The organism is Streptomyces sp. NPDC047886, assembly GCF_043204435.1.
Lineage (GTDB): Bacteria > Actinomycetota > Actinomycetes > Streptomycetales > Streptomycetaceae > Streptomyces.
The window spans coordinates 270,775-294,080 of the sequence record NZ_JBIDCF010000007.1 but is presented as its reverse complement, the minus strand read 5'-3'; the positions used below and the strand labels follow the sequence as shown (position 1 = coordinate 294,080).

20 protein-coding genes are annotated in these 23,306 nt (G+C 73.6%); 14 read left to right on the top strand and 6 right to left on the bottom strand.

Annotated elements, in window-relative coordinates; translation table 11 throughout:
* Positions 1-175: 175 nt before the first annotated feature.
* Together ACGF5U_RS24115 and ACGF5U_RS24110 are read left to right on the top strand one after the other, a co-directional pair.
* Positions 176-961: a VOC family protein gene (locus ACGF5U_RS24115; RefSeq protein ID WP_392715221.1), complete on the top strand. Its 786-nt coding sequence runs from the start codon at positions 176-178 to the stop codon at positions 959-961.
* Positions 962-1,340: 379 nt separating this feature from the next.
* Positions 1,341-3,905, top strand: a complete 2,565-nt coding sequence (locus tag ACGF5U_RS24110) for a PQQ-binding-like beta-propeller repeat protein (RefSeq protein WP_392715220.1) — start codon at positions 1,341-1,343, stop codon at positions 3,903-3,905.
* A gap of 428 nt (positions 3,906-4,333) precedes the next feature.
* Here ACGF5U_RS24110 and ACGF5U_RS24105 read toward each other — a convergent pair whose 3' ends face one another.
* Entirely contained in the window at positions 4,334-4,933 is a 600-nt protein-coding gene (locus tag ACGF5U_RS24105; protein WP_392715219.1) for a hypothetical protein, read from the bottom strand.
* A 156-nt stretch (positions 4,934-5,089) separates the two neighbouring features.
* Between ACGF5U_RS24105 and ACGF5U_RS24100 the strand changes: the two genes are divergently transcribed.
* Positions 5,090-5,554, top strand: a complete 465-nt coding sequence (locus tag ACGF5U_RS24100; RefSeq protein WP_392818900.1) for a hypothetical protein — start codon at positions 5,090-5,092, stop codon at positions 5,552-5,554.
* On the opposite strand, the gene ACGF5U_RS24095 is transcribed toward ACGF5U_RS24100, so the two are convergent.
* Genes ACGF5U_RS24095 through ACGF5U_RS24085 form a run of 3 tightly spaced genes read right to left on the bottom strand, consistent with a single transcriptional unit; the run spans position 5,551 to position 7,887 of the window.
* Complete coding sequence (locus ACGF5U_RS24095; protein WP_392715217.1) at positions 5,551-6,321, bottom strand: enoyl-CoA hydratase/isomerase family protein; 771 nt, start codon at positions 6,319-6,321, stop codon at positions 5,551-5,553. The genes ACGF5U_RS24100 and ACGF5U_RS24095 overlap by 4 nt on opposite strands.
* Complete coding sequence (locus tag ACGF5U_RS24090) at positions 6,318-6,737, bottom strand: Zn-ribbon domain-containing OB-fold protein (protein WP_392715216.1); 420 nt, start codon at positions 6,735-6,737, stop codon at positions 6,318-6,320. Before ACGF5U_RS24090 ends, ACGF5U_RS24095 begins: the two co-directional genes overlap by 4 nt.
* 1 nt (position 6,738) lies before the next feature.
* On the bottom strand, positions 6,739-7,887 hold the full coding sequence (locus ACGF5U_RS24085) for a lipid-transfer protein (RefSeq protein ID WP_392715215.1): 1,149 nt from the start codon (positions 7,885-7,887) through the stop codon (positions 6,739-6,741).
* 89 nt (positions 7,888-7,976) lie between these two features.
* Between ACGF5U_RS24085 and ACGF5U_RS24080 the strand changes: the two genes are divergently transcribed.
* The gene (locus tag ACGF5U_RS24080) at positions 7,977-9,524 is read left to right on the top strand and encodes a FadD3 family acyl-CoA ligase (protein ID WP_392715214.1); all 1,548 of its coding nucleotides are present in this window, start codon (positions 7,977-7,979) and stop codon (positions 9,522-9,524) included.
* Positions 9,525-9,608: 84 nt separating this feature from the next.
* Here ACGF5U_RS24080 and ACGF5U_RS24075 read toward each other — a convergent pair whose 3' ends face one another.
* Both ACGF5U_RS24075 and ACGF5U_RS24070 read right to left on the bottom strand, forming a co-directional pair.
* Entirely contained in the window at positions 9,609-9,860 is a 252-nt protein-coding gene (locus tag ACGF5U_RS24075) for a hypothetical protein (RefSeq protein WP_392715213.1), read from the bottom strand.
* 224 nt (positions 9,861-10,084) lie between these two features.
* Positions 10,085-13,036 (bottom strand): BTAD domain-containing putative transcriptional regulator, encoded by a 2,952-nt coding sequence (locus tag ACGF5U_RS24070; protein ID WP_392715212.1) that lies wholly within the window; start codon positions 13,034-13,036, stop codon positions 10,085-10,087.
* 167 nt (positions 13,037-13,203) lie between these two features.
* Here ACGF5U_RS24070 and ACGF5U_RS24065 point away from each other — a divergent pair, with 167 nt between their 5' ends.
* The 10 genes from ACGF5U_RS24065 to ACGF5U_RS24020 all read left to right on the top strand — a co-directional run bounded on the left by ACGF5U_RS24065 (position 13,204) and on the right by ACGF5U_RS24020 (position 23,286).
* On the top strand, positions 13,204-14,436 hold the full coding sequence (locus ACGF5U_RS24065; protein WP_392715211.1) for an amidohydrolase family protein: 1,233 nt from the start codon (positions 13,204-13,206) through the stop codon (positions 14,434-14,436).
* An 85-nt stretch (positions 14,437-14,521) separates the two neighbouring features.
* Positions 14,522-14,965 (top strand): hypothetical protein, encoded by a 444-nt coding sequence (locus ACGF5U_RS24060; RefSeq protein ID WP_392715210.1) that lies wholly within the window; start codon positions 14,522-14,524, stop codon positions 14,963-14,965.
* Complete coding sequence (locus tag ACGF5U_RS24055; RefSeq protein ID WP_392715209.1) at positions 14,962-15,723, top strand: hypothetical protein; 762 nt, start codon at positions 14,962-14,964, stop codon at positions 15,721-15,723. Before ACGF5U_RS24060 ends, ACGF5U_RS24055 begins: the two co-directional genes overlap by 4 nt.
* A gap of 182 nt (positions 15,724-15,905) precedes the next feature.
* Entirely contained in the window at positions 15,906-16,709 is an 804-nt protein-coding gene (locus ACGF5U_RS24050; RefSeq protein ID WP_392715208.1) for a proline hydroxylase, read from the top strand.
* A 24-nt stretch (positions 16,710-16,733) separates the two neighbouring features.
* Complete coding sequence (locus tag ACGF5U_RS24045; RefSeq protein ID WP_392715207.1) at positions 16,734-17,675, top strand: serine/threonine dehydratase; 942 nt, start codon at positions 16,734-16,736, stop codon at positions 17,673-17,675.
* A gap of 59 nt (positions 17,676-17,734) precedes the next feature.
* Positions 17,735-18,148 carry a PaaI family thioesterase gene (locus tag ACGF5U_RS24040; protein WP_392715206.1) on the top strand — a complete coding sequence of 138 codons (414 nt, stop codon included), beginning with the start codon at positions 17,735-17,737 and terminating at the stop codon, positions 18,146-18,148.
* Between the two features lie 86 nt (positions 18,149-18,234).
* Positions 18,235-19,152 carry a TIGR03619 family F420-dependent LLM class oxidoreductase gene (locus ACGF5U_RS24035; RefSeq protein ID WP_392715249.1) on the top strand — a complete coding sequence of 306 codons (918 nt, stop codon included), beginning with the start codon at positions 18,235-18,237 and terminating at the stop codon, positions 19,150-19,152.
* Between the two features lie 12 nt (positions 19,153-19,164).
* A complete protein-coding gene (locus ACGF5U_RS24030) occupies positions 19,165-19,926 on the top strand; it encodes an SDR family NAD(P)-dependent oxidoreductase (RefSeq protein ID WP_392715248.1) in 762 nt (253 codons plus the stop codon).
* A gap of 99 nt (positions 19,927-20,025) precedes the next feature.
* Complete coding sequence (locus ACGF5U_RS24025; RefSeq protein WP_392715205.1) at positions 20,026-21,153, top strand: LLM class flavin-dependent oxidoreductase; 1,128 nt, start codon at positions 20,026-20,028, stop codon at positions 21,151-21,153.
* A gap of 402 nt (positions 21,154-21,555) precedes the next feature.
* On the top strand, positions 21,556-23,286 hold the full coding sequence (locus ACGF5U_RS24020) for an amidohydrolase family protein (RefSeq protein WP_392715204.1): 1,731 nt from the start codon (positions 21,556-21,558) through the stop codon (positions 23,284-23,286).
* Positions 23,287-23,306 lie beyond the last annotated feature (20 nt).

The window sequence follows — 23,306 nt, the reverse complement described above, 5'->3', positions numbered from 1 at the left end:
TAACAGCCTGTGGAAAACTTCGGTGGATAAGTCGACCCGGTAGGCCGACCCGACAAGTGTGTATATGTTCGATTCTTTCCCCTGCGCGGTACGAGTACCGGGCTTAGCGTGAACGTGACGGGCACCACACGGCCCGTGCACGTGTGCACCGGTGCACAGGGAAGGAACCAGGCCCATGGCCGCGATCACAGAGGGCACGCCGTGCTGGGCGGACGTGCTGCTCCCCGACCTCGAAGCCGGCAAACGCTTCTACGGGGAGCTGTTCGGCTGGACGTTCACCGACGAGGGCGGCGACGCCTACGGCCACTACACCACCGCCCTCAGCGACGGACAGCGCGTCGCCGGACTCGCACCCAAGCGGGACGGGCGGATGCCCACCGCCTGGGGCGTCCACTTCGCCACATCCGACGCCGTCGCCGTCAGCGCCAGGATCAGGGACGCGGGCGGCCAGCTGATCACCGAACCCGTACGGGTCGGCCCCTTCGGGATCATGGCCCTCGCCGTCGACCCCGGCGGCGCCGTCTTCGGGCTCTGGCAGGGCGACCAGCGCCCCGGCTTCGAGAAGCAGGGCAGCCCCGGGTCCTTCTGCTGGACCGAGGTCTACACCCGGGAGAAGGAAGCCGTCGACGCCTTCTACGAAGCGGTCTTCGGGTTCCAGGGCAAAGACCTGGACGACCCCTCCATCGACTTCCGCGTCTGGTCGCCCGCCGGCACGACACCCGGCGACGACACCGCCATCGGCGGCCGCAGCGTCATCACCGACGCCTTCCCCGCCGAGATGCCCGCCCACTTCCTCGTCTACTTCGCCGTCGAGGACTGCGACGGCACCGCCGCGACCGCCACCCGGCTGGGTGGGCGCGTCACCGAACCGCCCTTCGACACGCCGTACGGCAGGATCGCCCTCCTCGCCGACAACCAGGGCGCCGTCTTCGCCGTACTGGCCGAGCCGAAAGCCGCCTGACGTCCCGCCCGGGTGGGCCTCGGGCCCCGGCCTGGCCCACCCCGGCGCATCTCGGCCCATCTCGGCCTCTCGCCGTCGTATCGACCCGTCGCGGTCCTTATAGGTCCGGGTTGGTTTTAGCGGTCTTCAGCGGTCTGTATGGGTCTGCCTTGGTCTGTTGTCGTACGTTGCGGTCCGTCCGTCTCGGAGGCGTGTCCCACAGCGCGCCTCCGGTCCCTCCCGTCACCATTCGTCCCGACCGGGGGCGCCTCCGGCGCTTGTCCGGATCCGGGTGAGACACCCCGATCCGCCCCCGGGTTCGCAACCACCGCCCCGGACAGGAAGAATCAGGGTGCACAGGGTCGTACCCTCATGGCCCTGACGGGGAGGTGGCAGGCAAGTGGAGCAGCTGACGCAGCACGACCCGAGACGGATCGGCCCGTTCGAGGTGCTGGGCCGGCTCGGTGCCGGCGGAATGGGCCTGGTCTATCTCGCACGCTCGGCGTCCGGCCGGCGCGTGGCGATCAAGACCGTACGGACCGAGCTCGCCGAGGACCAGCTGTTCCGAGTCCGCTTCACGCGCGAGGTCGAGGCCGCGCGCGCGGTGTCCGGGTTCTACACGGCGGCCGTGGTCGACGCCGACCCGCGCGCCGCGGTGCCGTGGCTGGCCACCGCGTACGTACCGGCGCCGTCCCTCGAAGAGATAGTGAACGAATGCGGGCCGCTGCCCGCGCCCGCCGTCCGCTGGCTCGCGGCGGGCATCGCCGAGGCCCTCCAGTCCATCCACGGCGCCGGACTCGTCCACCGCGACCTCAAGCCGTCCAACGTGCTCGTCGTCGAGGACGGCCCGCGCGTCATCGACTTCGGCATCGCCTCCGGCGTCTCCAACACCCGGCTGACCATGACCAACGTCGCCGTCGGGACGCCCGCCTACATGTCCCCCGAACAAGCCCGCGACTCGCGCAGCGTCACCGGCGCCAGCGACGTCTTCTCGCTCGGCTCCACCCTGGTGTTCGCCGCGACCGGGCACGCCCCGTTCCACGGCGCGAACCCGGTCGAGACCGTCTTCATGCTGCTGCGCGAAGGCCCCGACCTGGAGGGACTCCCCGACGAGCTGCGGCCCCTCATCGAATCCTGCATGCAGATGGACGCCGGGATGCGGCCCACCCCTGCGGACCTCCAGGCGCAGCTCGCCCCGCACCTGTTCTCCGGCAGCGACGACAGCGGCACCGCGTCCGCGTGGCTGCCGTCCAGCGCCACCGCCATGATCGAGCACCGCCGTGGCGGCCGCTCCGGCGCCACCCCGCCGCCGCCGCCCGCCGCGCCCCCCGCCCCGCCCGCGCCCCCGGCGCCCGGGCCCGGCCGGCACGGTGCCCACGCGGCGCCCGCCGGACCCGCCGGACCCGCCGGTCACGGGGGGCCGCCCGGTCACGCCGCGCCCGGCGCCCACGGACCGGCCGTCGCGCCTGGCGGCGGCCGCGACTGGGACACCACCCGGCGAGGCGGCGCCGACCCGCGCACCGGGCCGGTGCCCGGCCCCGGCCCCGGACCCCGTGGCGGCCACGGCGGTCCGCAGGGAGAGCCCGTACGGCTGCCGGGCGCCAAGGTGCCCATCGGCCCCGGCCCCCGCGCCGACGCCCGTGGCGGCGGTGTCGCCGTCGACGCCGGGCCCGCGACCGGATGGATCCGCCCGCCCGCCGGGGTGGCCCCGCCGCCCCCCACCGGCCGTCCGCTCCCCGGCACCGCCCCGCAGCCCGGCCACCCGCCGGGCGCCCAGCCCGGCGCCCAGCCGGACGGCGGGGTCACCGTCGGCGCGGAGCCCGGCCACTGGCGGCCCTGGCGGTTCCGCATGTCGAACGACGTGTGGGGCACCCCCGTGGTCGCCGGCGACCTGCTGTACGTCACCTCCTTCGAAGTCCACGCCCTGGACGTGGCCAGCGGCCGGCGGCAGTTCAAGACCCGCGATGTCGCCTGGTCCATGGCCGTCTCCGCCGGGCGCATCCACGCCTCCGACGGGCCCTCGCTGTACGCCCTCGACGCCCTCGACGGCGGCGAGCGGTGGCGGCTGCACACCGACGCCTGGGTGTACTCGCTCAAGGTCGACCGGGGCACCGTCGTCACCGGCACCCGTGGCGGCGGTGTCCAGGGCTGGGAGGCGTCCAACGGCGCCAAACTGTGGGAGCTGACCGGCGCGCAGACCGACTTCGAGACGCCCGAGGCCGGGCCCGTCGTCCACGGCGACACCGTGTACGTGTGGCAGGACGCCCGGCTGCGGGCGCTGGACGCGCGGACCGGTGGCGAGCGATGGTCGTACCCCGTCGGGGACGCCGCGTCCTGCGGAGGCGTGCCGCTGCGGGTCACCCCCGCCGAGGACGGTTACGTGTACGTCGCCGCCGGCACCCGCGTGCTGTCCGTGGACATCATGTCCGGGCACGTCCGCTGGCACTTCGAGGCACCCGCGGTGTTCCTGTCGCCGCCCGCCTTCGCGCCCGGGCCCGCCGTCACGGGCGGCGGCGTGTACCTGGCCGACTACCTGGGGACCGTGTACGCGCTCGACGCGACGACCGGCAAGGACCGGTGGCGCATCGCCACCGAGTCGCGCCAGTCGATCGAGCCGGTGCTCGTCGCCGACGGCAACATCCATGTCGGCAGCGGCAGCGCGCTGTACACCCTCGACGCCGTCACGGGCACGCCGAAGTGGCGGTTCCCGGCCGGCGGCGAGATCATCGGCGCGCCCGTCGTCGCGGACGGGCGGCTGCACTTCGGCTCGGCGGACCACGTGCTGTACACGCTGGACGCGAGCGGCGGGCAGCTCCGCTGGAAGCTCACCACCGGCGGCGAGATCACCGGGTCGCCGGTGGCGCGGGCGGGCGTGGTCTTCGCGTGCAGCAAGGACCGGTGCGTGTACGCGCTGGACGCCGTGAAGGGCACCGCCACCGGCCGGAGCGGCGCCCGCCCGTCCTGACCTGTCCTACGCCGTCCGCCGGCCCCCGGCCGACGGCGGTCGCCGGGTCCGGCGGTGGGTCGGCGGCCGCTCTGCGGGGGTGGCTCACTCGCGGTGGGCTTTCTGGCGGTGGGTCGCCATGTCCGTGGGTGGCTCGCTTGTGGTGGGTGCCCTCCGGCGGTGGGTCGCCCGCCGCTCTGGGGTGGGCTCACTCGGCGGCGGGGTGCCTTGTCTGTGGGTGGCTCGCTTGTGGTGGGTGCCCTCCGGCGGTGGGTCGCCCGCCGCTCTGGGGGTCACCTGTGGGTGGGTTGCCTTCCCACTTGCTGTGGTGCGGGGGTGCTCCGGGCTCACCTCCTCGGGGTCGGCGGCCTCGGGTTCCGTTCGCGGGAGCCCGCCCGTCGCCGCCAACCCCTGCGGGGGCGACCCTCCGCGCCCCCTCGCGCCCGGGGTCAGGGGCGGCGGCCGTAGGGGTCGTCCGGGTGGTCGCGGCCCGGGGGGTGCCGGCCCTGGTCCGGGTAGTCCGGGTAGTTCGGGTAGTCGGGGCCGAGGCCCTGGTCCGGGGGCGCGCCCGGTTGCCACGGGGGCGGTTGCGGGCCGGGGTGGCTCTCCGGTTCGTACTCCTCGTCCCGGTGGCGGGCCGGGCGCCCGGCCATCACCGCGGCGGCGAGGAGCAGGAGCAGCCCGCCGCCCGCCGCGTTGGCGACGCCGAGGCCCAGGCCGGAGCCGTCCGAGTTCACGGCGAGGCCGCCCTCGGCCTGGCCCTGGCGGACCATCCACAGGATGGTGAAGCCGAGCACGATCACCCCGGCCAGGGCGACGGTGAGGCGGGAGCGCAGTACGAGGCCGAGCACGGCGATGACCGCGGCGACCACCATCGGCAGCAGGAGCGAGGTCCACAGGTCCGCCTTGGTGGCGGTGATGCCGCCGAACAGGTCGCTGAAGCGGTAGTCGCGGCCGTCGCGGCCGTCGTACCAGGCACGGAAGGGGCTCCAGACGGCGGCTGTCGCGCCGACGAGGGCCAGGACGGCACCGGTGACGTTACGGACCATCGTGGGCCTCCTTGAAGGTGGCGGCTCTCAGTCCTGACGCTACGCCGAGTGGCCGTTCCCGGCCATTTCATGCCGGGGTACCGCACGCTGCTAAGGTGACGTGCGCTCGTCAAGCGCGCGTCTCTTGCCCATTCAACGGGGGTTGAAACATTGAATATGCGTCATGTTCGTGCCGTGGCCGTCTTCGGCGTGGTCCTCATCGCCCTGACCGGCGCACGCGGCTCCGGTGGCGGTAGCTGCGGCGGCGGATCCAGCAGCAGCAGCTCGCACGACGGCAGCGGCAGCGGCTCGTCCGGCGGGTCCGCTCCCGGTGGTTCCTCCAGCGCCGACAGGGCCGTCCGCGACGTCCGGATCGACGAGTGCAAGCTGGACGACACCGGCAAGAACCTGGTCGCCCGGCTGACCGTCACCAACGACAGCTCGCTGGACTACGACTACGACGTGACCGTGCAGTTCAAGGGCGACGCCGGTGTGACCACCGCGACGGCCATGGTGAACGACCTCCACGTCAAGGCGTCCGCGTCGGCGTCCACGGAGGCGACCACCGCGTACACCGGCGGCGGTGACGGCTCCGAGTACAAGAAGTGCGTCGTGCTCAACGCCGGCCGGATCGTCGCCTAACGCGTCCGGTACTCTCCGCCCCGCGCCTCGAACAGCTCGGCCTGCCGCTCCGGTGACAGGTTGCCCAGCGTGATGAGGTGCGGGGCGTGGGCGTACGCGAGGGTCCTCGCCGCCTCCCGGGCCGCCCACACCGCCCGTACCGTGCCCTGGACGGCCTCCGTGGGGTACGAGGCGATGGTCGCCGCCGCCGAGCGGGCCGCAGCCAGGGCTTCGCCGGGGGGCGTCAGCTCGGAGACGAGCCCGATGGCGTACGCCCTGCGCGCGGACAGCCGTTCGGCGGTGCCCATCAGGCACATCCGGGCCACCTCGCCGTACGGCATGCGCTGGGCCATCGCGATCGCCTCGTACGCGCTGACCATGCCGTACGTGGTGTGCGGGTCGAAGAACGCGGCGTCGTCGGCGGCGACGATGAACTCCGCCTCGCCCAGCAGGTAGAACGCGCCACCGCAGGCCATTCCCTCCACGGCCGCGACCACCGGCTTCCACAGGTCGTTCGCCTTCGGGCCGACCGTGAGCAGCGGATCGTCGAGGGAGTAGGGGGACGGTGGCTGGGGGACCCGCAGGGCGCGGTCGACGCCCGTGCTGAACGCCCTGCCGCCCGCCCCGGTGAGGACCACCGCCCGGACGGCCTCGTCGTGGCGCAACGCCCGCCAGGTGGTGGTGAGTCCGGTCACCGTGTCCGCGTCCAGGGCGTTGAGGCGTGCGGGGTTGTCCAGGGTGACGACCGCGGTGCCGGTCGTCTCGTCGCGTGCCACGTGGACGCTCATGTCAGCAGCCAGCGCGGTACCGTCACGCCCCCCACCTCGGTGAAGGTGACGCGCACGGGCGCGCCGACGCGCAGCCGTGCCGGGGCGACGGAGTCGATCGGGGCGTCGGGCGCCGCCACCACGTTGCCGACCAGCCGGACGCGCGGGGCGTCCACGAGCTCCACGAGGGCCACGTTGTACGGGGCGTGCGCCGCGTACGCGGGCAGCAGCGGCGGATGGGGCACGACGTACGACCAGATCCGGCCCCGGCCGCTCATCCGGCGCCACTCGGCGGCGAACGACCCGCAGTGCGGGCAGCAGGGGCGGGGCGGGAAGCGGGGTTCCCCGCAGCTCTCGCAGGTCTGGACGCGGAGTTCGCCCAGGGCCGTGTACGTCCAGAAGGGGGCGCCGTCGGCGTCCATGAGGGGTTCGAGCATGTCAGCTCCTCAGGAGGAGTGCGGAGGTGGGTACGCCTTCGCCTGCCGTCACCAGGCAGGTCGTCGCGCCGGGTACCTGTGCCGTACTGGTGCCGCGTAGTTGCCGCACGCCCTCGGTGATGAGGTTGAAGCCGTGGACGTACGCCTCGGACAGGCCGCCGCCGCCGGTGTTCAGGGGCAGCCGGCCGCCGATCTCCAGGGCGCCGCCCTCCGTGAAGGCCGCGCCCTCGCCCCGGCCGCAGAAGCCGTAGCCCTCCAGGGAGAGGGGGACGAGCGGGGTGAACGCGTCGTAGATCTGGGCCACGTCGACGTCCTGCGGGGTGAGGTCGGCGCGTTTCCAGAGGAGCCGGGCCGCGGTCCAGGCGGGGCCGGTGAGCGGGTCGTCGTTCCAGTAGTTGACCATGCCGTGTGCCTGCGCCGGCAGGCCCTGGGCGGCGGAGTGGACGTACACGGGCCGGCGGCGGCAGTCGCGGGCGCGCTCGGCGGAGACGACGACGCAGGCGAGGGCGCCGTCCGTCTCCAGGCAGTTGTCGTAGAGGCACAGGGGTTCGCTGATCCAGCGGGACGTCATGTACATCTCGCGGGTCAGGGGCCGCTCGTACATGACCGCGGCCGGGTTCTGGTTGGCGCGGTTGCGGCAGGCGAGGGCGACGTTGAAGAGGTGGTCGCGGGTGGCGCCGTACTCGTGCATGTAGCGGCGGGCGAGCATGCCGATCTCGTCGGCGGGTCTGAGGAGGCCGAACGGGCGGGTCCACTGGGCGGGGGTGGGGAGCTGGGCGGTGGTGTTCGTCCAGGGGCGGGGGCCGCTGCCGCGCTTGCGGGACCGCCAGGCGACGCCGACGCTCGCCTGCCCGGTGGCGATGGCGGCGGCCAGGTGCGCGACGGTCGCGCAGGAGCCGCCGCCGCCGAAGCCTACGCGGGAGAAGTGGGTGATGTCCCCGGCGCCGATGGCCTTGGCCAGCTCGACCTCGTCGGTCTCCTCCATCGTGTACGAGGCGAGCGCGTCGACCTCGGCCGGGGCGATGCCCGCGTCGTCGAGTGCGGCCAGGACCGCCCGGCAGGCGAGGGTCTTCTCCGGTTCGGGGAGGCGTCTGGCGAAGTCGGTCTGGCCTATGCCGACGATGGCGGTCGCGTCCTTGAGACCTGGCATGGACCCTCCCCGGGAACCTGTCGCTGACAGTGCGTCAGGGTATCGGTAATCTGACGGGTAGTCAGCTGGAGTGGCAGGGAGGATCTGGCATGGAATGGAGCTCCGTTCCGGCGCTGGTGCGGTGGGCGGCCGAGCGGTACGGCGCCACCGAGGCCGTGATCGAAGGACGGTCCCGCGTCACCTACGAGGAGCTGGGCGACCGGGTCGAGCGAGCCGCCGCCGCGTGCGTCGCCGCCGGCACCGAACCCGGCGACCGGGTGGCGGTCTGGGCGCCCAACACCCTCGACTGGATCGTCTCGGCCCTCGGCGCGGTCACGGCGGGCGCGGTCCTCGTACCGGTCAACACCCGCTTCAAGGGAACGGAGGCGGCGGACGTCCTCCGGCGCGGCCGGGCCCGGCTGCTGTTCGTCACCGGCACGTTCCTCGGCACCTCGTACGTCGCGTCCCTGCGCCGCTGCGGCGTGGAACTGCCCGACCTGCGGCAGGTGGTCGTCCTGGCCGACAGCGCACCGGACGACTACCGGACGTGGAAGGACTTCCTGGCGGGCGGCGACGGGGTGCCCGTCGCGGCGGTACGGGACCGTGCCGCCGCCATCCCACCGTCCGCCCCGTCGGACATCGTCTTCACCTCCGGCACCACCGGCCGACCCAAAGGCGTGGTGATCAGCCATGAGCAGACCCTGCGCTGCTACGCGATCTGGAGCGAACTCGCCGGGCTGCGCGAAGGCGACCGCTATCTGATCGTGAACCCGTTCTTCCACACCTTCGGCTACAAGGCGGGGATCATCGCCTGTCTGATGCGCGGCGCCACGATGATCCCGCAGCCCGTCTTCAACGTGGACACCGCGCTGGCCAACATCGCCGCCGAAGGGGTCACGGTGCTGCCCGGCCCGCCGACCCTCCACCAGTCCCTGCTGGACCACCCCGCGCGCGCCGCCCACGACCTGTCCTCCCTGCGCCTGGTCGTCACCGGCGCGGCCGTCGTCCCGCTCCGGCTGGTGGAGCGGCTCCGCGACGAGCTGGGTGTCGCCACCGTCCTGACGGCGTACGGGCTCTCGGAGGCGAGCGGACTGGTCACGATGTGCCGCAGGGGCGATCCGCCCGCCACGATCGCCACCACATCGGGCCGCGCCATCCCCGGCACGGAGGTCAGGGTCCTGTCGGACGCCCCCGGCGAACCCGGCGAGGTCCTGGTGCGCGGCCACAACGTCATGCGCGGCTACTTCGAGGACCCGGCCGCCACGGCGGAGGTCCTGGACGATGACGGCTGGCTGCACACCGGTGACGTGGGCGTCCTCGACGGCGACGGCAATCTCCGCATCACCGACCGGATCAAGGACATGTTCGTCGTGGGCGGCTTCAACGCCTACCCCGCCGAGATCGAACACCTGCTGTCCTGCCACCCCGATGTCGCGGACGTCGCCGTGATCGGCGTCCCCGACCCCCGCCTCGGCGAGGTCGCCAAGGCCTACGCGGTCCGCCGCCCGGGTGCGACGCTCACCGCCGACGACCTGATCGCCTGGTCCCGCCGCGAGATGGCCAACTACAAGGTGCCCCGGCAGGTCGAGTTCGTGGCGTCGCTGCCGCGCAACGCGAGCGGCAAGGTCGTCAAGGGCACGCTGCGGGCCGCGCTGTAGGGGGTGTCCTGGCATGCCGCGGCCGCGACGGCTCCCCCTCCGCGCCGCCGCGGCCGCACCCCGTGGGTGAAGGTCTGCTGGGACTTACGGTGCCGGCGGGGCCGGCATGTGGTTGTCCATGGTGACGATGCCGTCCTTCGGCGGAGCCGGCATGTGGTTGTCCATGGTCGTCACGGTCTCGTCCGCCGGCGGGGCCGGCATGTGGTTGTCGAGCGTGGTGATGCCGTCCCTGGGCGGGGCGGGCATGTGGTTGTCCATGGTGACGATGCCGTCCTTGGGCGGTGCCGGCATGTGATTGTCCAGCGTGGTGATCTCTTCGTGCTTCTTGTCGCTCATGGACGTCATCTCCCCGTCGACGGTGTGGCTGGGTAACGCCCGTTCGGCGACTCCCCCGTGGGTCGCCGAACGGGCGTTGCAGGACCGCTCACCTTAGCGGTGAGCGCCTCTCGGTCCGTCTGCCCCCCGACGCGACGGATCGATGAGTACGAGAGTGCCCGGCTCGCATAAACGAATGCTGAACGCCCCGGTCCGGTGCGTATCGGGGGCATGTAAGGGCGCTGTCAGGCCGCCGCGGACGGGGCCAGCAGCGCCCGTACCTCGTCGGCCTCCGGCGCGGCCAGCTCCTCGTACAGCGAGAGCGCCTCCCGCCAGCAGGCGCGGGCACGATCGCTCTGTCCGAGCGCGTCGAGGGCCTTGCCGAGGACCTTCAGCGTGTTGCCGCGCATATGATCGCCGCCGATGCAGCCCATGGCCAGGGCCTGCTCGGCGTGTTGCGCCGCGTGCGCGGGCCGCCGCGCCCGCAGCTGGGCCTCGGCGATCCGGAAGTGCGTCGCGCCCTCCCACAGCCGCTGCCGGTTCATCGCGAAGATGCGCAGGGCCTCCATGAACTCGCCCAGCGCCTCCGTGTGCCGCTCGGCCTGCGTGAGGGCCACCCCGAGGGCGTACCGGCCGTTGGCCAGGCGCAGGGTCAGGCCGAGCCGGTCGTAGATCTCGATGCCCTGCTGGGCGAGCTCTATGGCGCTGCCGGTGCGGCCGGTGAACAGGTGCAGCCGCGACAGGTTGCACAGGGCGCTCGCCACGCTGGGCAGGTTGCCGTCCGCGCGGGAGCCGTCGGCCGCGCGGGCCAGGTGCTCTTCGGCGTCCTGGTGGCGGCCGCTCATCGCGGCGATGATGCCCCGGTCGTTGTCGGCCCAGTACACCGGCGCGGCGTCGCCCGCTCCCGCGGCCAGCTCGCGGGCCGTGCGGGCCTCCTCGTCGGCGGCGTCGTAGCGGCCGGCGACCAGGTGCACGTTGCTGAGGGTCGTACGGGCGCGGCCCTCCGCGCGGGCGTCGCCCGCCGTGCGGGCGGCGTCCCGGACGGCGAGGGCGGCCGACTCGTACTGCTTGGAGTTGGCCCCGGAGTCCGCGAGGTCCTTCGCGGCCCACAGCAGGTCGACCGCGCGCCGCAGCCTGCCGCCGCCGGTCGACTGGCGCGCGCAGGCCAGCAGGCAGTTCGCCTCCCGGTACAGCCAGTCCTGCGCGGCCTGCCGGTCGGTGAAGGCCAGGCCCTCGTACGTGGTCGGCTCCAGGTGGTCGACCAGGCGGTCGCCGGGGCGTTCGATGGCGTACACGCGGGCCGCCGTCGCCAGGTAGAAGTCCAGCAGCCGGGAGAGGGCCTGCTCGCGTTCGGTCTGCTCGTCGCGTTCGGCGCACGCACGCGCGTAGAGCCGTACGAGATCGTGGTAGCGGTAGCGGCCCGGTGCGGCCGACTCCACGAGCGAGGTGTCGACCAGCGTCTCCAGCAGGTCCTCGGTGTCCTGCGGCGGCAGGTTCAGGACGGCGGCCGCCGCGGCGAGCGAGATGTCCGGGCCGTCCGCGAGGCCGAGGAGGCGGAACGCCCGCGCCTGCGCCGGCTCCAGCTGGCCGTAGCCCAGTTCGAAGGTGGCCTTCACGGCCAGGTCGCCGGCCTGGAGTTCGTCCAGCCTGCGCCGCTCGTCGGCGAGCTTCGCCGCGAGGACGGCGACCGTCCAGGTGCGCCGGGCGGCGAGCCGGGACGCGGCGATCCGGATGGCCAGCGGCAGGAACCCGCACGCCGCGACCACGTCGAGCGCGGCCTCCCGCTCCGCGGACACCCGCTCGGCGCCCACGATCCGGGTGAACAGCTGGAGCGCCTCGTCCGGCGACATCACGTCCAGGTCGACCAGGTGCGCGCCCGCCAGGTCGACCATCCGGATGCGGCTGGTGACCAGGGCCGCGCAGCCCTCGGTGCCGGGCAGCAGCGGCCGGATCTGGGCCGCGTCCCTGGCGTTGTCGAGCAGGACGAGGACGCGCCGCCCCGCGAGCTCGGAGCGGTACAGCGCGGCCCGTTCGTCGAGGGTCTCGGGGATCGCCGAGTCGGGCGTGCCGAGGGCCCGCAGGAACGCGCCGAGCACCGTCTCGGGTTCGGCGGCCCGGGCCCCGGCGCCCATGAGGTCCACGTACAGCTGGCCGTCCGGGAAGTGCGGGCGGGCCTGGTGCGCGACGTGCACGGCGAGCGTGGTCTTGCCGACGCCGCCGATGCCCGCGAGCGCCGACACGGCCATGACGGAGCCCTCGGCGGTGGCGAGCCGGTCGCCGAGCTCCCGTACGAACGAGGCGCGGCCCGTGAAGTCCGGCACCGTCGCCGGCAGCTGAGCGGGCCGGGCCACGGCACGGGTGCGCGCGGACTCCTCGACCGGCTGGGCGAGTTCCGCGTCGGCCTGGAGGATCCGCTGCTGGAGCCTGGCCAGTTCGGGGCGCGGGTCGACGCCCAGCTCGTCGGCGAGGAGGCGGCGCGTGTCGGCGTACACGGCGAGCGCCTCGGCCTGGCGGCCGCTGCGGTACAGGGCCAGCATCAGCAGTTCGCGCAGCCGCTCGCGCAGCGGGTGCGCGGCGGTCAGGGCGGTCAGCTCGGAGACGGCCTCCGCGTGGTGGCCGCACTCCAGGTCCAGGTCGAGCCGGGTCTCCAGGAGCTGCAGCCGCCATTCGTCCAGGCGGGCGCGCTGTGTCTCGGCGTAGGGGCCCGGTACGGAGGCGAGGGGTTCGCCGTCCCACAGGCCGAGCGCCTTGTCGATCAGGGTCCTGGCCTGGGCGCGGTCGCCGCCGGCCCGCGCCTTCTCGGCCTCGGCGCCGAGCTCGTGGGCGACGTTGAGGTCCAGGGCGTCGAAGCGGCTGCGGATCGCGTACCCGCCGGACTCGCTGACCAGGACGCCGGGCGGCAGGGTCTTGCGCAGCCGTGAGGCGTACGTCCGTACCGCGGCGAGGGCCTGCGACGGCGGTTCGTCGCCCCAGATGGCGTCGATGAGCTCGGCGGCCGTCGCCGTCCGTCCGTCGCGCAGGAGCAGCGCGGCGAGCAGGGCCCGCTGCTGCGGCGTCCCGGAGGGCAGGGGCTCGCCGTCGCGCCAGGCACGGACCGGGCCGAGCACACCGAAGCGCAGGCCGGTCCCGTCGACCGGCGGGTGCGCCCGTCGCGGAACGCGCTGCTCCGGTACTCGCGGCCCGTTGTCACGGTCCATAGCTCCCCCTGCCCGTACCGCTGGTTTCGCCTCCCACAGTCTGCCTTGTCGGCGGCGCGCACGTCAGCACTGGGTGACGCTCTGCACAACCCCCGGCCAACCCCCGGGCAGGATCTGCACCGCCACAGTAGCTGACGGACCGTCAGCTCGGCGGTACGGTGAACCGTATGGAAACCACCACCCCGACCTTCCCCAGGATCATCTCGGTGGACGACCACACGGTGGAGCCACCCCACGTCTGGCAGGACCGGCTCCCCGCGAAGTACCGCGACTCCGGCCCGCGCGTCGTCCGGGCACCCCTGAAGGAGATGACCTTCCTCGGCGGGAGGTTCGCGCCCGTCATGGGCCGGCGGGGCGACGACGGGCCGATCGGCGACTGGTGGGTGTACGAGGACCTGCACCGGCCGCTGACCCGCCTCGACACGGCCGTCGGCTACGACAGGGACGAGATCAGGCTCGAGGTCATCACCTACGAGCAGATGCGGTCCGGCTCGTACGACGTCGCCGACCGCCTCGCCGACATGGACGTCAACCACGTCCAGTCCGCGCTGTGCTTCCCCACCTTCCCCCGCTTCTGCGGCCAGACGTTCACCGAGGCCGGCGACCGCGAACTCGGCCTGCTGTGCGTCCGCGCGTACAACGACTGGATGGTGGAGGAGTGGTGCGGCCCCGACGCCGGCGGCCGGCTCGTCCCGCTGTGCCTGATCCCGCTCTGGGACGCGGACCTGGCGGCCGCCGAGGTCCGCCGCAACGCCGCACGCGGGGTACGGGCCGTCGCGTTCTCCGAGATACCCCCGTACCTGGGCCTGCCGTCCATCCACACCGACGCCTGGGACCCGTTCCTCGCGGCCTGCGCCGAGACCGGCACGGTGGTCGCCATGCACATCGGCTCCTCCAGCCGGATGCCGTCCACATCGGCCGACGCCCCGCCCGCGGTCGGCTCCACCATCACCTTCGCCAACTGCTGCTTCTCCATGACGGACTGGCTCATGAGCGGCAAGTTCGAACGCTTCCCCGGCCTGCGGATCATGTACGCGGAGAGCCAGATCGGCTGGATCCCGTACATCCTCGAACGCGCCGACGTCGTCTGGGAGGAGAACCGGGGCTGGGGCGGCGTCGCCGACAAGGTCCACCGCCCACCCTCCGAACTCTTCGCCGAGCACGTGTACGGGTGCTTCTTCGACGACGCCTTCGGCCTGCGGAACCTCGACGCGATCGGTGTCGGCAACGTCCTCTACGAGACCGACTACCCGCACTCCGACTCCACCTGGCCCAAGTCCCGGGAGGTCGGCGAGGCGCAGATGGGCCACCTGCCGCCGGACGTCGTCGAACGCATCGTCCGGGGCAACGCCATCGACCTGCTCGGGCTCACCCCCGACGGGCTGTGGCCCGGCGTGTGAAGAGCCCTTCACGGGATCTCCCGAAGTCGGGGTGCGGGCCCCGGGCGCGCCATACGATGCCCGCACCGGCACGTGACCGAGGGGGATGACGATGCTTGGTGAGTCGTTGGCGGCGCTGGCGGCGGACCTGGTGACGGCGGTCGGCCAGGCGGCGGGCACGCCGGCCTGGGACGGTCTGCGCACCGGAGTGGCAGGGGCCCTCGGCCCCGCCGGGGTCGGCCCGGACGCCGTGGAACTCGACCTGCTGCGCACGGACGCGGCCCTCAGAGCAGCGGGCCCGGCCATGGCCGACGCGGAGCGGGGCCGCCAGGAGGCATGGTGGCGGGACCGGCTCTCCGGCCTGCTGGCCGGCCTGCCGGAAGGCGAACGCCCGGCCGTCGCCGCCGAGGTGCGGGCCCTGCTCGACGAGCGGGCCGCGCAGGGCGGCGGCGGAAACCCGGGCGGAGTCCACATCACCGAGATCCACCACTCCGCCGTCCAGATCGGGGACGGCAACGCCCAGTGGAACCAGATCGGGCACCGACGGTGAACCAGGCCCCGGGGCAGGACTCCCGAGGGCGCCAGGACCTCCGCTTCCACGGCTCGCACGCGCAGGTCGGCGACGGGAACAACCAGTTCGTGCAGCACGTCTGGCCCTGGCGGGGCGTGTGGTCGGTGGTCGCCGGCGTCCTGTCCGTGGTGCTCGCGGCGGCGGCCGGGGCGATCCTGGTGGTGCTCCAGGTGACCGGCGGCCGGGAGAGCCCGTCCGGCGCCGCCCGGCCGGGGCCCGCGACGCCCTCCGCCTCCGCCCCGGCGACGGACGCGCCCGACCCGACAGGACCTGCCCTCGCCCCCGAGACGGCGCCGCTCCCGACGGCCTCGCCCTCGGCGTCCCCCGACCTCCCGGCCGTGCCGACCACGGCGGACCGGGTGCGGTGGGAGGGCAGGCTGCGCTTCGGCGACGACGGCCCCCGGCTCGACGAGGACCCGCCGGTCAAGAGCGACTACCTGCGGGACGTCTGGCTGGGCGAGACCGACCCTGCGGTCCTGTACGGCGGCGACTGGATCAAGGCCAACCTGGCGCTGTGGCAGGGCTCCGAGGCCCCCACCCGGGCCGAGTGCGCCGAACTGGTCTCGACCCAGGGCGTCGGCCAGGTGGAGGTGGACCGGGGTTCCGTGGTCTGCATCCGCACGATCTACGGCCGGACGGCGGTGCTCACCATCGTGTCGGTGAGCAGCAGTCGCGACGAGGGGATCCTCGCGGAGGCCCGCGTGTGGTCCGAGACGGACACCCGCGGCATTCCCTGACGTCGCACGCACTCCGCGTGGGGTCGCTCGAGTACGAGAGGGCCGCCCGGCCGGGCGCGGTCCCGTGGAGCCCCGGTCGCGGCCATCGCCCGGCCGTAGGGCCGTGGCCGGACATGCAGGTCAAGGGCGGTCGGCGTATCGTCGTGAGCGCGCGACTCTCCGGAGAGAACGGAGGAGCCGACATGGCCCGTACAGCGCTCGACCCGCTGTTCACCGCCGTGGACGCGCCGGTCTTCACCGACCGGCATCTCGCCAATCTCGCGGCCGGCACCCTCGCCGCCGTGCGCGTCCCGGGGTTCCTCGACGCCGCCACCTGCCAGGCCGCCGTGCGGGCGCTGGACCGGGTGGCCACCGCCCCCTACGACCCGGCCCGCGTGCCGACGCCCGTCATGCGGTTCGGGCCCGCGCTCAACGACTACCGGCTGCCCGACGGCAAACTCGACGCCGACCGCTACTGGCCCGACGCCGAGGCCGCGCGGGCGGACTGGAACCGGGCCGGGATGCGCCCCGACCCCGTCGCGATCTCCCTCGGCCTGCTCGGGGCGGCCTGGGGCGCCGCCGTCGTCCCGGCGACGATCGGCGGGCGTGCCGTCTTCGGCGGCACCCTGCGCGAGATCAACGCGGGGCTGCTCATGCACTTCGACGACATCAACCGCGAGTTCCCGCAGGGCCTGTTCGACCAGGACACCGTCGCCCAGCTGGCGTTCAACGTCTATGTGGCCGTGCCGGACGCGGGCGGTGCCACCACGGTGTGGCGGCACCGCTGGGAGCCCTCCGACGAGGAGCACCGCGAGGCGTACGGCTACCGGGGCGCGGCCGTCGACGGCTGCCAGCGCGTCGACCTCCCGCCGCACGTCGGGGACGGTCTGCTGTTCAACCCGGCCAACTTCCACGCCGTCGAGGCGAACCGCGGCGCGGGACGGCGTATCGCGTTCGCGTTCTTCCTCGGCCTCACCACCACCGGCCAGCTGATCGTCTGGTCCTGACCCCGCAGAAGGAGCCCGTACCCCGTGTCCCACGAGCCGCACCTCACCCATGGAGACGTCAAGGCCGCCGCCGACCGGATCGAGGGCGACGTCCGCCCGATGGTCGTCGCCCCGGCCGGTGGCGACGGCGCCCGGCTCTGGTTCGCGCTGGAGTTCCTCCAGCACACCGGCACGTTCAAGGCCCGTGGCGCGGCCAACTTCATCCGGGCCCACCGCGACGCCGGCGCGCTGCCGGACGCGGGCGTGACGATCGCCTCCGGTGGCAACGCCGGGCTGGCCTGCGCGTGGGCCGCGCAACGGCAGGGCGTCCGGGCGACGGTGTTCCTGCCCGCGAACGCCCCCGCCGTGAAGGTGGCCCGGCTGCGGTCGTACGACGCCGATGTGCGGCTCGTCGGCGCCGAGTACGCGGAGGCGCTCGCCGCGTGCGCGGAGTTCGCCGCCGACACCGGTGCGCTCGCCTCGCACGCGTACGACCATCCACTGATCGCCGCCGGGGCCGGCACGCTGATGGAGGAGGTCCACCGGCTGCTGCCCGACCTGGACACCGTCGTCGTGTCGGTCGGCGGCGGCGGGCTCTTCGCGGGGGTGGCCACGTCCGCGCACCACCACGGGGTACGGGTCGTCGCCGTGGAGCCGGAGCACTGCCGCGCGCTGAACGCCGCCCTGGAGGCGGGCGAGGTGGTCGACGTCCGGGTGGAGTCCGTCGCCGCCGACTCCCTCGGCGCCCGCCGGGTGACGCCGATGGCGCTGTACGCGGCCCAGCGGTACGACGTGCGGTCCGTGCTCGTCCCCGACAGCGCGATCGTGCGTGCCCGGCGGGCGCTGTGGGACGACCACCGCCTCGCGGTGGAGCACGCCGCCGCCACGGCGCTGGCCGGACTGACCGCGTACCGCCCCGCCGACGGCGAGAAGGTCGCCGTCGTGCTGTGCGGGGCCAACACCGACCCGGGTGATCTGTCGGCCTGAGGGGGCGTGGACCGGCCCGCGTTCTGGTGCGGGGCCACCGTACGCGGCACCATCGCGGTATGACGCTCACGCTCGCCGAAGCCGACAAGATCCTCGCCGACAACTTCGCGCCCTGGGTGCGTGAACTCGGCCTGTCCGTGGAGGAGGCGGGCGACCGGCACGCGCTGCTGCGGCTGCCGTGGGACGCGCGGCTGGCCCGGGAGGGCGGGGGGCTTTCGGGGCAGGCGCTGATGGCGGCGGCGGACACCGCGACGGTGATCGCGGTGTCATCGGCCCGGGGCGGTTTCGTGCCGATGACGACCGTGCAGCAGTCGACCAGCTTCCAGCGGGCCGTGGCCGGCGCCGACGTGCTGGTCGAGGCGCGGATCACCAAGCTCGGCAAGCGCATGGCGTTCGTGGACGTCGTGATGACGGCCGAGGGGGAGACGGAGGCGGCGGCCCGCGCCTCCACCGTCTACGCGCTGCTCGGCTGAGCCTTCCCCGTACGGAGACCGCGTGCGCGGGCTTGTCTGACGGGGTGTCAGGTATCACGATGGGGGCCTCCGAGAAGGGGGTCCCCATCGTGCTTCACGGGATGCAGCTGCCCGTCCAGTCGCAGAGCACCGTCTACGCCGAGACCTGGGAGGCCGGCGCAGGCCCCGAGGACCTGGCCGCGGTCGCCGTCGCCGCCGACCGGCACGGCTTCGCCTACGTCGCCGTCTGCGACCATGTCGCCATCCCCCGGCGGCTCGCCGGGGCCATGTCCACCGTCTGGTACGACCCGGTCGCCACGCTCGCGTTCCTCGCGGGCGTCACCGCCCGCGTACGGCTCCTGAGCCATGTCGCCGTCGTCGGGCTGCGCCACCCGCTGCTCACCGCCAAGCAGTACGCCACGCTCGACCACCTCAGCGGCGGCCGGGTGATCCTCGGCGTCGGCGCCGGACACGTCCAGGAGGAGTTCGACGCGCTCGGCGCCGACTTCGCGCGGCGCGGCGCGCTGCTCGACGAGACGATCGACGCCCTGCGGGCAGCCCTCGGGCCCGAGGAGTTCCCGGAGTTCACCGGCGGGCGGTTCGCGTTCAAGGACCTCGGGCAACGGCCCCGGCCCGCCCAGCCCCGTGTGCCCCTCTGGGTCGGCGGCTCGTCGCCCGCCGCCCTCCGGCGCGCCGCGCTCCGGGGTGACGGATGGCTGCCGCAGGGCGATCCCCGCCACCGCATGCCCGGCCGGATCGCGACGGTACGGCGGCTGCGCGAGGCGGCCGGCATCGACACGCCCCTGGTCGTGGGGGCGATCACCGAGCCCCTGTACGTGGGTGCCGCCGGGTGGGACGTCGGGCGGCCCACCCTGCGCGGCGCGCCCGACGCGCTCGCCGATTCGCTGCGCGCGTACGCCGCGATGGGCGTGGACCAGATCCAGGTGCGGTTCCGGTCCCGGAGCCGTACGGAACTCATCGACCAGATGGCGGCGTTCGCCGCCGACGTGGCTCCGCATCTGTAGGGGGTGGCCGTGGTGGGAAGACTCGACGGACGCGTGGTGGTGATCACCGGAGCGGCGCGCGGTCAGGGCGAGCAGGAGGCGCGGCTCTTCGCCGCCGAGGGCGCCAGGGTGGTCATCGGCGATGTGCTGGACGAGCGGGGGGAGGCCCTCGCGAGGGACCTGGGGAGCGGGACCGCGCGGTACGTCCGGCTCGACGTGACCCGGGAGGACGACTGGGCGGCGGCCGTCGCCGTCGCCCGGGACGCCTTCGGGCGGATCGACGGCCTGGTCAACAACGCGGGCATCCTGCGGTTCAACGAGCTGGTCGCCACGCCCCTGGCCGAGTTCCACGAGGTCGTGCAGGTCAACCAGGTCGGCTGCTTCCTCGGGATCAGAGCAGTGGCGCCCGAGATCGAGGCGGCGGGCGGCGGCACGATCGTGAACACCGCCTCGTACACGGCCCTCACCGGCATGGCCGGGGTCGGCGCGTACGCCGCGACCAAGCACGCGGTACTCGGGCTGACCCGGGTCGCCGCGGTCGAGCTCGCGAGCAGGGGCATCCGCGTCAACGCGGTCTGTCCCGGCGCCGTCGACACCCCGATGAGCAACCCCGACGGGGTCGATCCCGCCGCTGTCGCCGAGCTGTACCGGTCGCTGGTGCCGCTGGGGCGGATCGGCAGGCCGGAGGAGGTCGCGGCGCTGGCGCTCTTCCTGACCTGCGACGACTCGTCGTACATCACGGGGCAGCCGTTCGTGATCGACGGGGGGTGGCTGGCGGGGGTCAGCATTATCTGACGAGCCGTCAGCTCTACGCCTTGACCTCGGTGGGGTGCGGTGCGACAGTCGGTGCGTCGTCTGACGGTGCATCAGATTCGTTTCGGGATGGTGACCTCCGTGGAATTCGGGCTCTTCGTACAGGGATACGTACCGGCCGACCGCATGCGGGCCGACCCGGAGGCGGAGCACAAGGCGCTGATGGAGGAGACCGAGTACGTCGTCCAGGCCGACAGGTCCGGGTTCAAGTACGCCTGGGCCTCCGAGCACCACTTCCTGGAGGAGTACTCGCACCTGTCGGCGAACGACGTGTACCTCGGGTACCTGGCACACGCCACCGAGCGGATCCACCTCGGGTCCGGCATCTTCAACCCGCTCGCACCCGTCAACCACCCGGTCAAGGTCGCCGAGAAGGTCGCCATGCTCGACCACCTCTCCGGCGGCCGGTTCGAGTTCGGGACGGGGCGCGGCGCGGGCTCCCACGAGATCCTCGGGTTCCTGCCGGGCATCACCGACATGAACCACACCAAGGAGATCTGGGAGGAGACCATCGCCGAGTTCCCCAAGATGTGGCTCCAGGACGAGTACCCCGGGTTCCAGGGCACGCACTGGTCGCTGCCGCCGCGCAAGATCCTGCCCAAGCCGTACGGGAACGCCCACCCCGCCATGTGGTACGCGGCCGGGTCTCCGTCCTCGTACGCGATGGCCGGGCGCAAGGGGCTCGGGGTGCTCGGCTTCAGCGTGCAGAAGGTCTCCGACATGGAATGGGTCGTCGAGTCGTACAAGACCGCCGTGAAGGACGCCGAGCCGGTCGGGGCCTTCGTCAACGACAACGTCATGGTCACCTCGACCGCGATCTGCGCCGAGACGCACGCCGAGGCCGTCCGGATCGCCGTGGGCGGCGGGCTCAACTACCTGCAGTCGCTGCTGTTCCGCTACCACGACACGTTCCCCAGGCCGGACGGGATCCCGGAATGGCCCGAACTGCTCCCCGAGTACACCGAGGAGATCATCGAACTCCTCATCGCGGAGGAGCTGATGATCTGCGGCGACCCCGACGAGGTGCTGCGCCAGTGCGAGCGGTGGGAGCGGGCGGGCGCGGACCAGCTGTCGTTCGGGCTGCCGATCGGGATCTCGTACGAGGACACGATGACGACGATCAGGCTGATCGGCGAACACGTCATCCCGAAGATCGACACCGATCCCGTGCACCGCACCACCCGGCTCCGCCAGGCCGCGAGCGCCTGATCCGTCCGACGGCGGAAAGGGGCCGCGCAGGGTCGCCCCCGCAGGGGATCGGCGGCGCCGGAACGGTTCCCAAGACCGTGCAGCCAAGGCCGCCGACCCCGAGGAGGTGAGCCCGGAGCGGCCCCGACCCACCCACCTCCGGCGGACGCACACGGACGCACCTCCGACCTACCCACCTCCGACGGACCCACATCCGATGGACCGAGCCTCTGACTGACTGACTGACCGACCGACCGACCGCCCGCCCGACCGGCCGGACCGGCCGAGGAACACGGGGCGGCCCACGACGCGGGGCGGCGGCTTCCCGGGCCGTCGTTCCGTACCGGCCCGGTCGGGGGCGGCGCGGCTGCGGCCGGCCGTGGCGCCCCCGACCGGGGCCATCTCTTCGAGGAAAGGGACGTCATGTTCGATCACGTGATCCGGGGCGCCACCCTCGTGGACGGGACCGGCGCTCCCGCCCGTACCGCCGACGTGGGCTTGCGGGGCGGGCGCGTCGCCGCCGTGGCCGGTCCCGGCACGCTGGACGGGCCGGGCGAGGACGCCACCGGCCTCGTCCTCGCGCCCGGGTTCGTCGACCCGCACACGCACTACGACGCGCAGCTCTTCTGGGACCCGTACGCCACGCCCTCCATGAACCACGGGGTCACCACCGTGGCGGGCGGCAACTGCGGCTTCACCCTCGCGCCGCTGCACCCCGGCCGCCCCGAGGACGCCGACTACACGCGCCGCATGATGGCGAAGGTCGAGGGCATGTCCCTGGTCGCCCTGGAGGAGGGCGCGCCGTGGACGTGGCACACGTTCGGCGACTACCTGGACGCCCTGGAGGGCCGGATCGCCGTCAACGCGGGCTTCATGGTCGGGCACTGCGCCCTGCGGCGGTACGTGATGGGCGCGGGCGCCGTCGCGGGCCCGGCGACGGGCGACCAGGTCGAGGCCATGGTGCGGCTGCTGCGGGACGCCATGGACGCCGGGGCCTGGGGACTGTCCACCACCCGGTCCACCACGCACTCGGACGGCGACGGGCAGCCCGTCGCGTCCCGGCACGCGGACCCCGAGGAGCTGCTGGCCCTGTGCCGGGCCGTCGGCGACCACGAGGGCACCCAGATCGAGGCGATCGTCTCGGGGTGCCTCGACCGGTTCGCCGACGAGGAGATCGACCTGCTGGTCGAGCTGAGCGCCGTGGCGGGCAGGCCCCTGAACTGGAACGTCCTGACGATCGACGCCGCGGTGCCGGAGCGGGTGCCCCGGCAGCTGGTCCCCAGCGAGCGGGCGCGGAAGGCGGGCGGCCGGATCGTCGCCCTCACCATGCCGATCCTCACGCCCATGAACATGTCCCTGGGGACGTTCTGCGCGCTGAACCTGATTCCCGGGTGGGGGGACGTGCTGGGGCTGCCGGTCGCCGAGCGGATCGCCCGGCTGCGCGACCCGGCCGTACGGCGCGAGATGCTGCGGCGCGCTGACTCCGACGAGGCCGGGATCTTCCGGCGCCTCGCCCGCTTCGACCGGTACGTCGTCGGCGACACCTACAGCGCGGCGAACGAGGGGCTGACCGGCCGGGTGGTCGGGGACATCGCGGCCGAGCGGGGCCAGGACCCGTTCCAGTGCCTCGTCGAGATCTGCGCCGGCGACGACCTCCGTACGGTCCTGTGGCCGATGCCCGCCGACAACGACGCCGCTTCGTGGGCGCTGCGTGCCGAGACGTGGCGGCACGAGGACGTCCTGCTGGGCGGCTCGGACGCGGGGGCGCACCTGGACCGGATGTGCGGCGCCCCGTACACGACGCGGTTCCTGGGCGACTGTCTGCGCGGGCGGAGGCTCGCGGGTCTCGAGGACGCGGTGCGGATGCTCACCGACGACCCGGCGCGGCTGTTCGGGCTGCGCGAGCGGGGGAGGGTCGCCGAGGGCTACCACGCCGACCTGGTGCTGTTCGACCCGGAGCGGATCGACGCGGGGCCCGCGACGCTGGTGCGTGATCTGCCGGGGGACAGCCCCCGGCTGGACTCGCGGGCGGTCGGGATCGTGTCCGTACGGGTCAACGGTGTGGAGACCGTAAGGGACGACGCGGTCACCGGCGCGGTGCCGGGGCGGGTGCTGCGGTCCGGGCGGGACACGACGACGGTGTCGACCCGGTGAGCCCGGCGGGACCGGCGGGA

What these genes read in the sequence shown, in the direction of transcription:
- ACGF5U_RS24080 (WP_392715214.1), top strand. Translation starts at nt 7,977, where the DNA reads ATGGAATGGAGCTCCGTTCCGGCGCTGGTGCGGTGGGCGGCCGAGCGG.
- ACGF5U_RS24065 (WP_392715211.1), top strand. Translation starts at nt 13,204, where the DNA reads ATGGAAACCACCACCCCGACCTTCCCCAGGATCATCTCGGTGGACGAC.
- ACGF5U_RS24040 (WP_392715206.1), top strand. Translation starts at nt 17,735, where the DNA reads ATGACGCTCACGCTCGCCGAAGCCGACAAGATCCTCGCCGACAACTTC.
- ACGF5U_RS24100 (WP_392818900.1), top strand. Translation starts at nt 5,090, where the DNA reads ATGCGTCATGTTCGTGCCGTGGCCGTCTTCGGCGTGGTCCTCATCGCC.
- ACGF5U_RS24085 (WP_392715215.1), bottom strand. Translation starts at nt 7,887, where the DNA reads ATGCCAGGTCTCAAGGACGCGACCGCCATCGTCGGCATAGGCCAGACC.
- ACGF5U_RS24115 (WP_392715221.1), top strand. Translation starts at nt 176, where the DNA reads ATGGCCGCGATCACAGAGGGCACGCCGTGCTGGGCGGACGTGCTGCTC.
- ACGF5U_RS24070 (WP_392715212.1), bottom strand. Translation starts at nt 13,036, where the DNA reads ATGGACCGTGACAACGGGCCGCGAGTACCGGAGCAGCGCGTTCCGCGA.
- ACGF5U_RS24075 (WP_392715213.1), bottom strand. Translation starts at nt 9,860, where the DNA reads ATGAGCGACAAGAAGCACGAAGAGATCACCACGCTGGACAATCACATG.
- ACGF5U_RS24105 (WP_392715219.1), bottom strand. Translation starts at nt 4,933, where the DNA reads ATGGTCCGTAACGTCACCGGTGCCGTCCTGGCCCTCGTCGGCGCGACA.
- ACGF5U_RS24050 (WP_392715208.1), top strand. Translation starts at nt 15,906, where the DNA reads ATGGCCCGTACAGCGCTCGACCCGCTGTTCACCGCCGTGGACGCGCCG.
- ACGF5U_RS24060 (WP_392715210.1), top strand. Translation starts at nt 14,522, where the DNA reads ATGACGATGCTTGGTGAGTCGTTGGCGGCGCTGGCGGCGGACCTGGTG.
- ACGF5U_RS24090 (WP_392715216.1), bottom strand. Translation starts at nt 6,737, where the DNA reads ATGCTCGAACCCCTCATGGACGCCGACGGCGCCCCCTTCTGGACGTAC.
- ACGF5U_RS24095 (WP_392715217.1), bottom strand. Translation starts at nt 6,321, where the DNA reads ATGAGCGTCCACGTGGCACGCGACGAGACGACCGGCACCGCGGTCGTC.
- ACGF5U_RS24020 (WP_392715204.1), top strand. Translation starts at nt 21,556, where the DNA reads ATGTTCGATCACGTGATCCGGGGCGCCACCCTCGTGGACGGGACCGGC.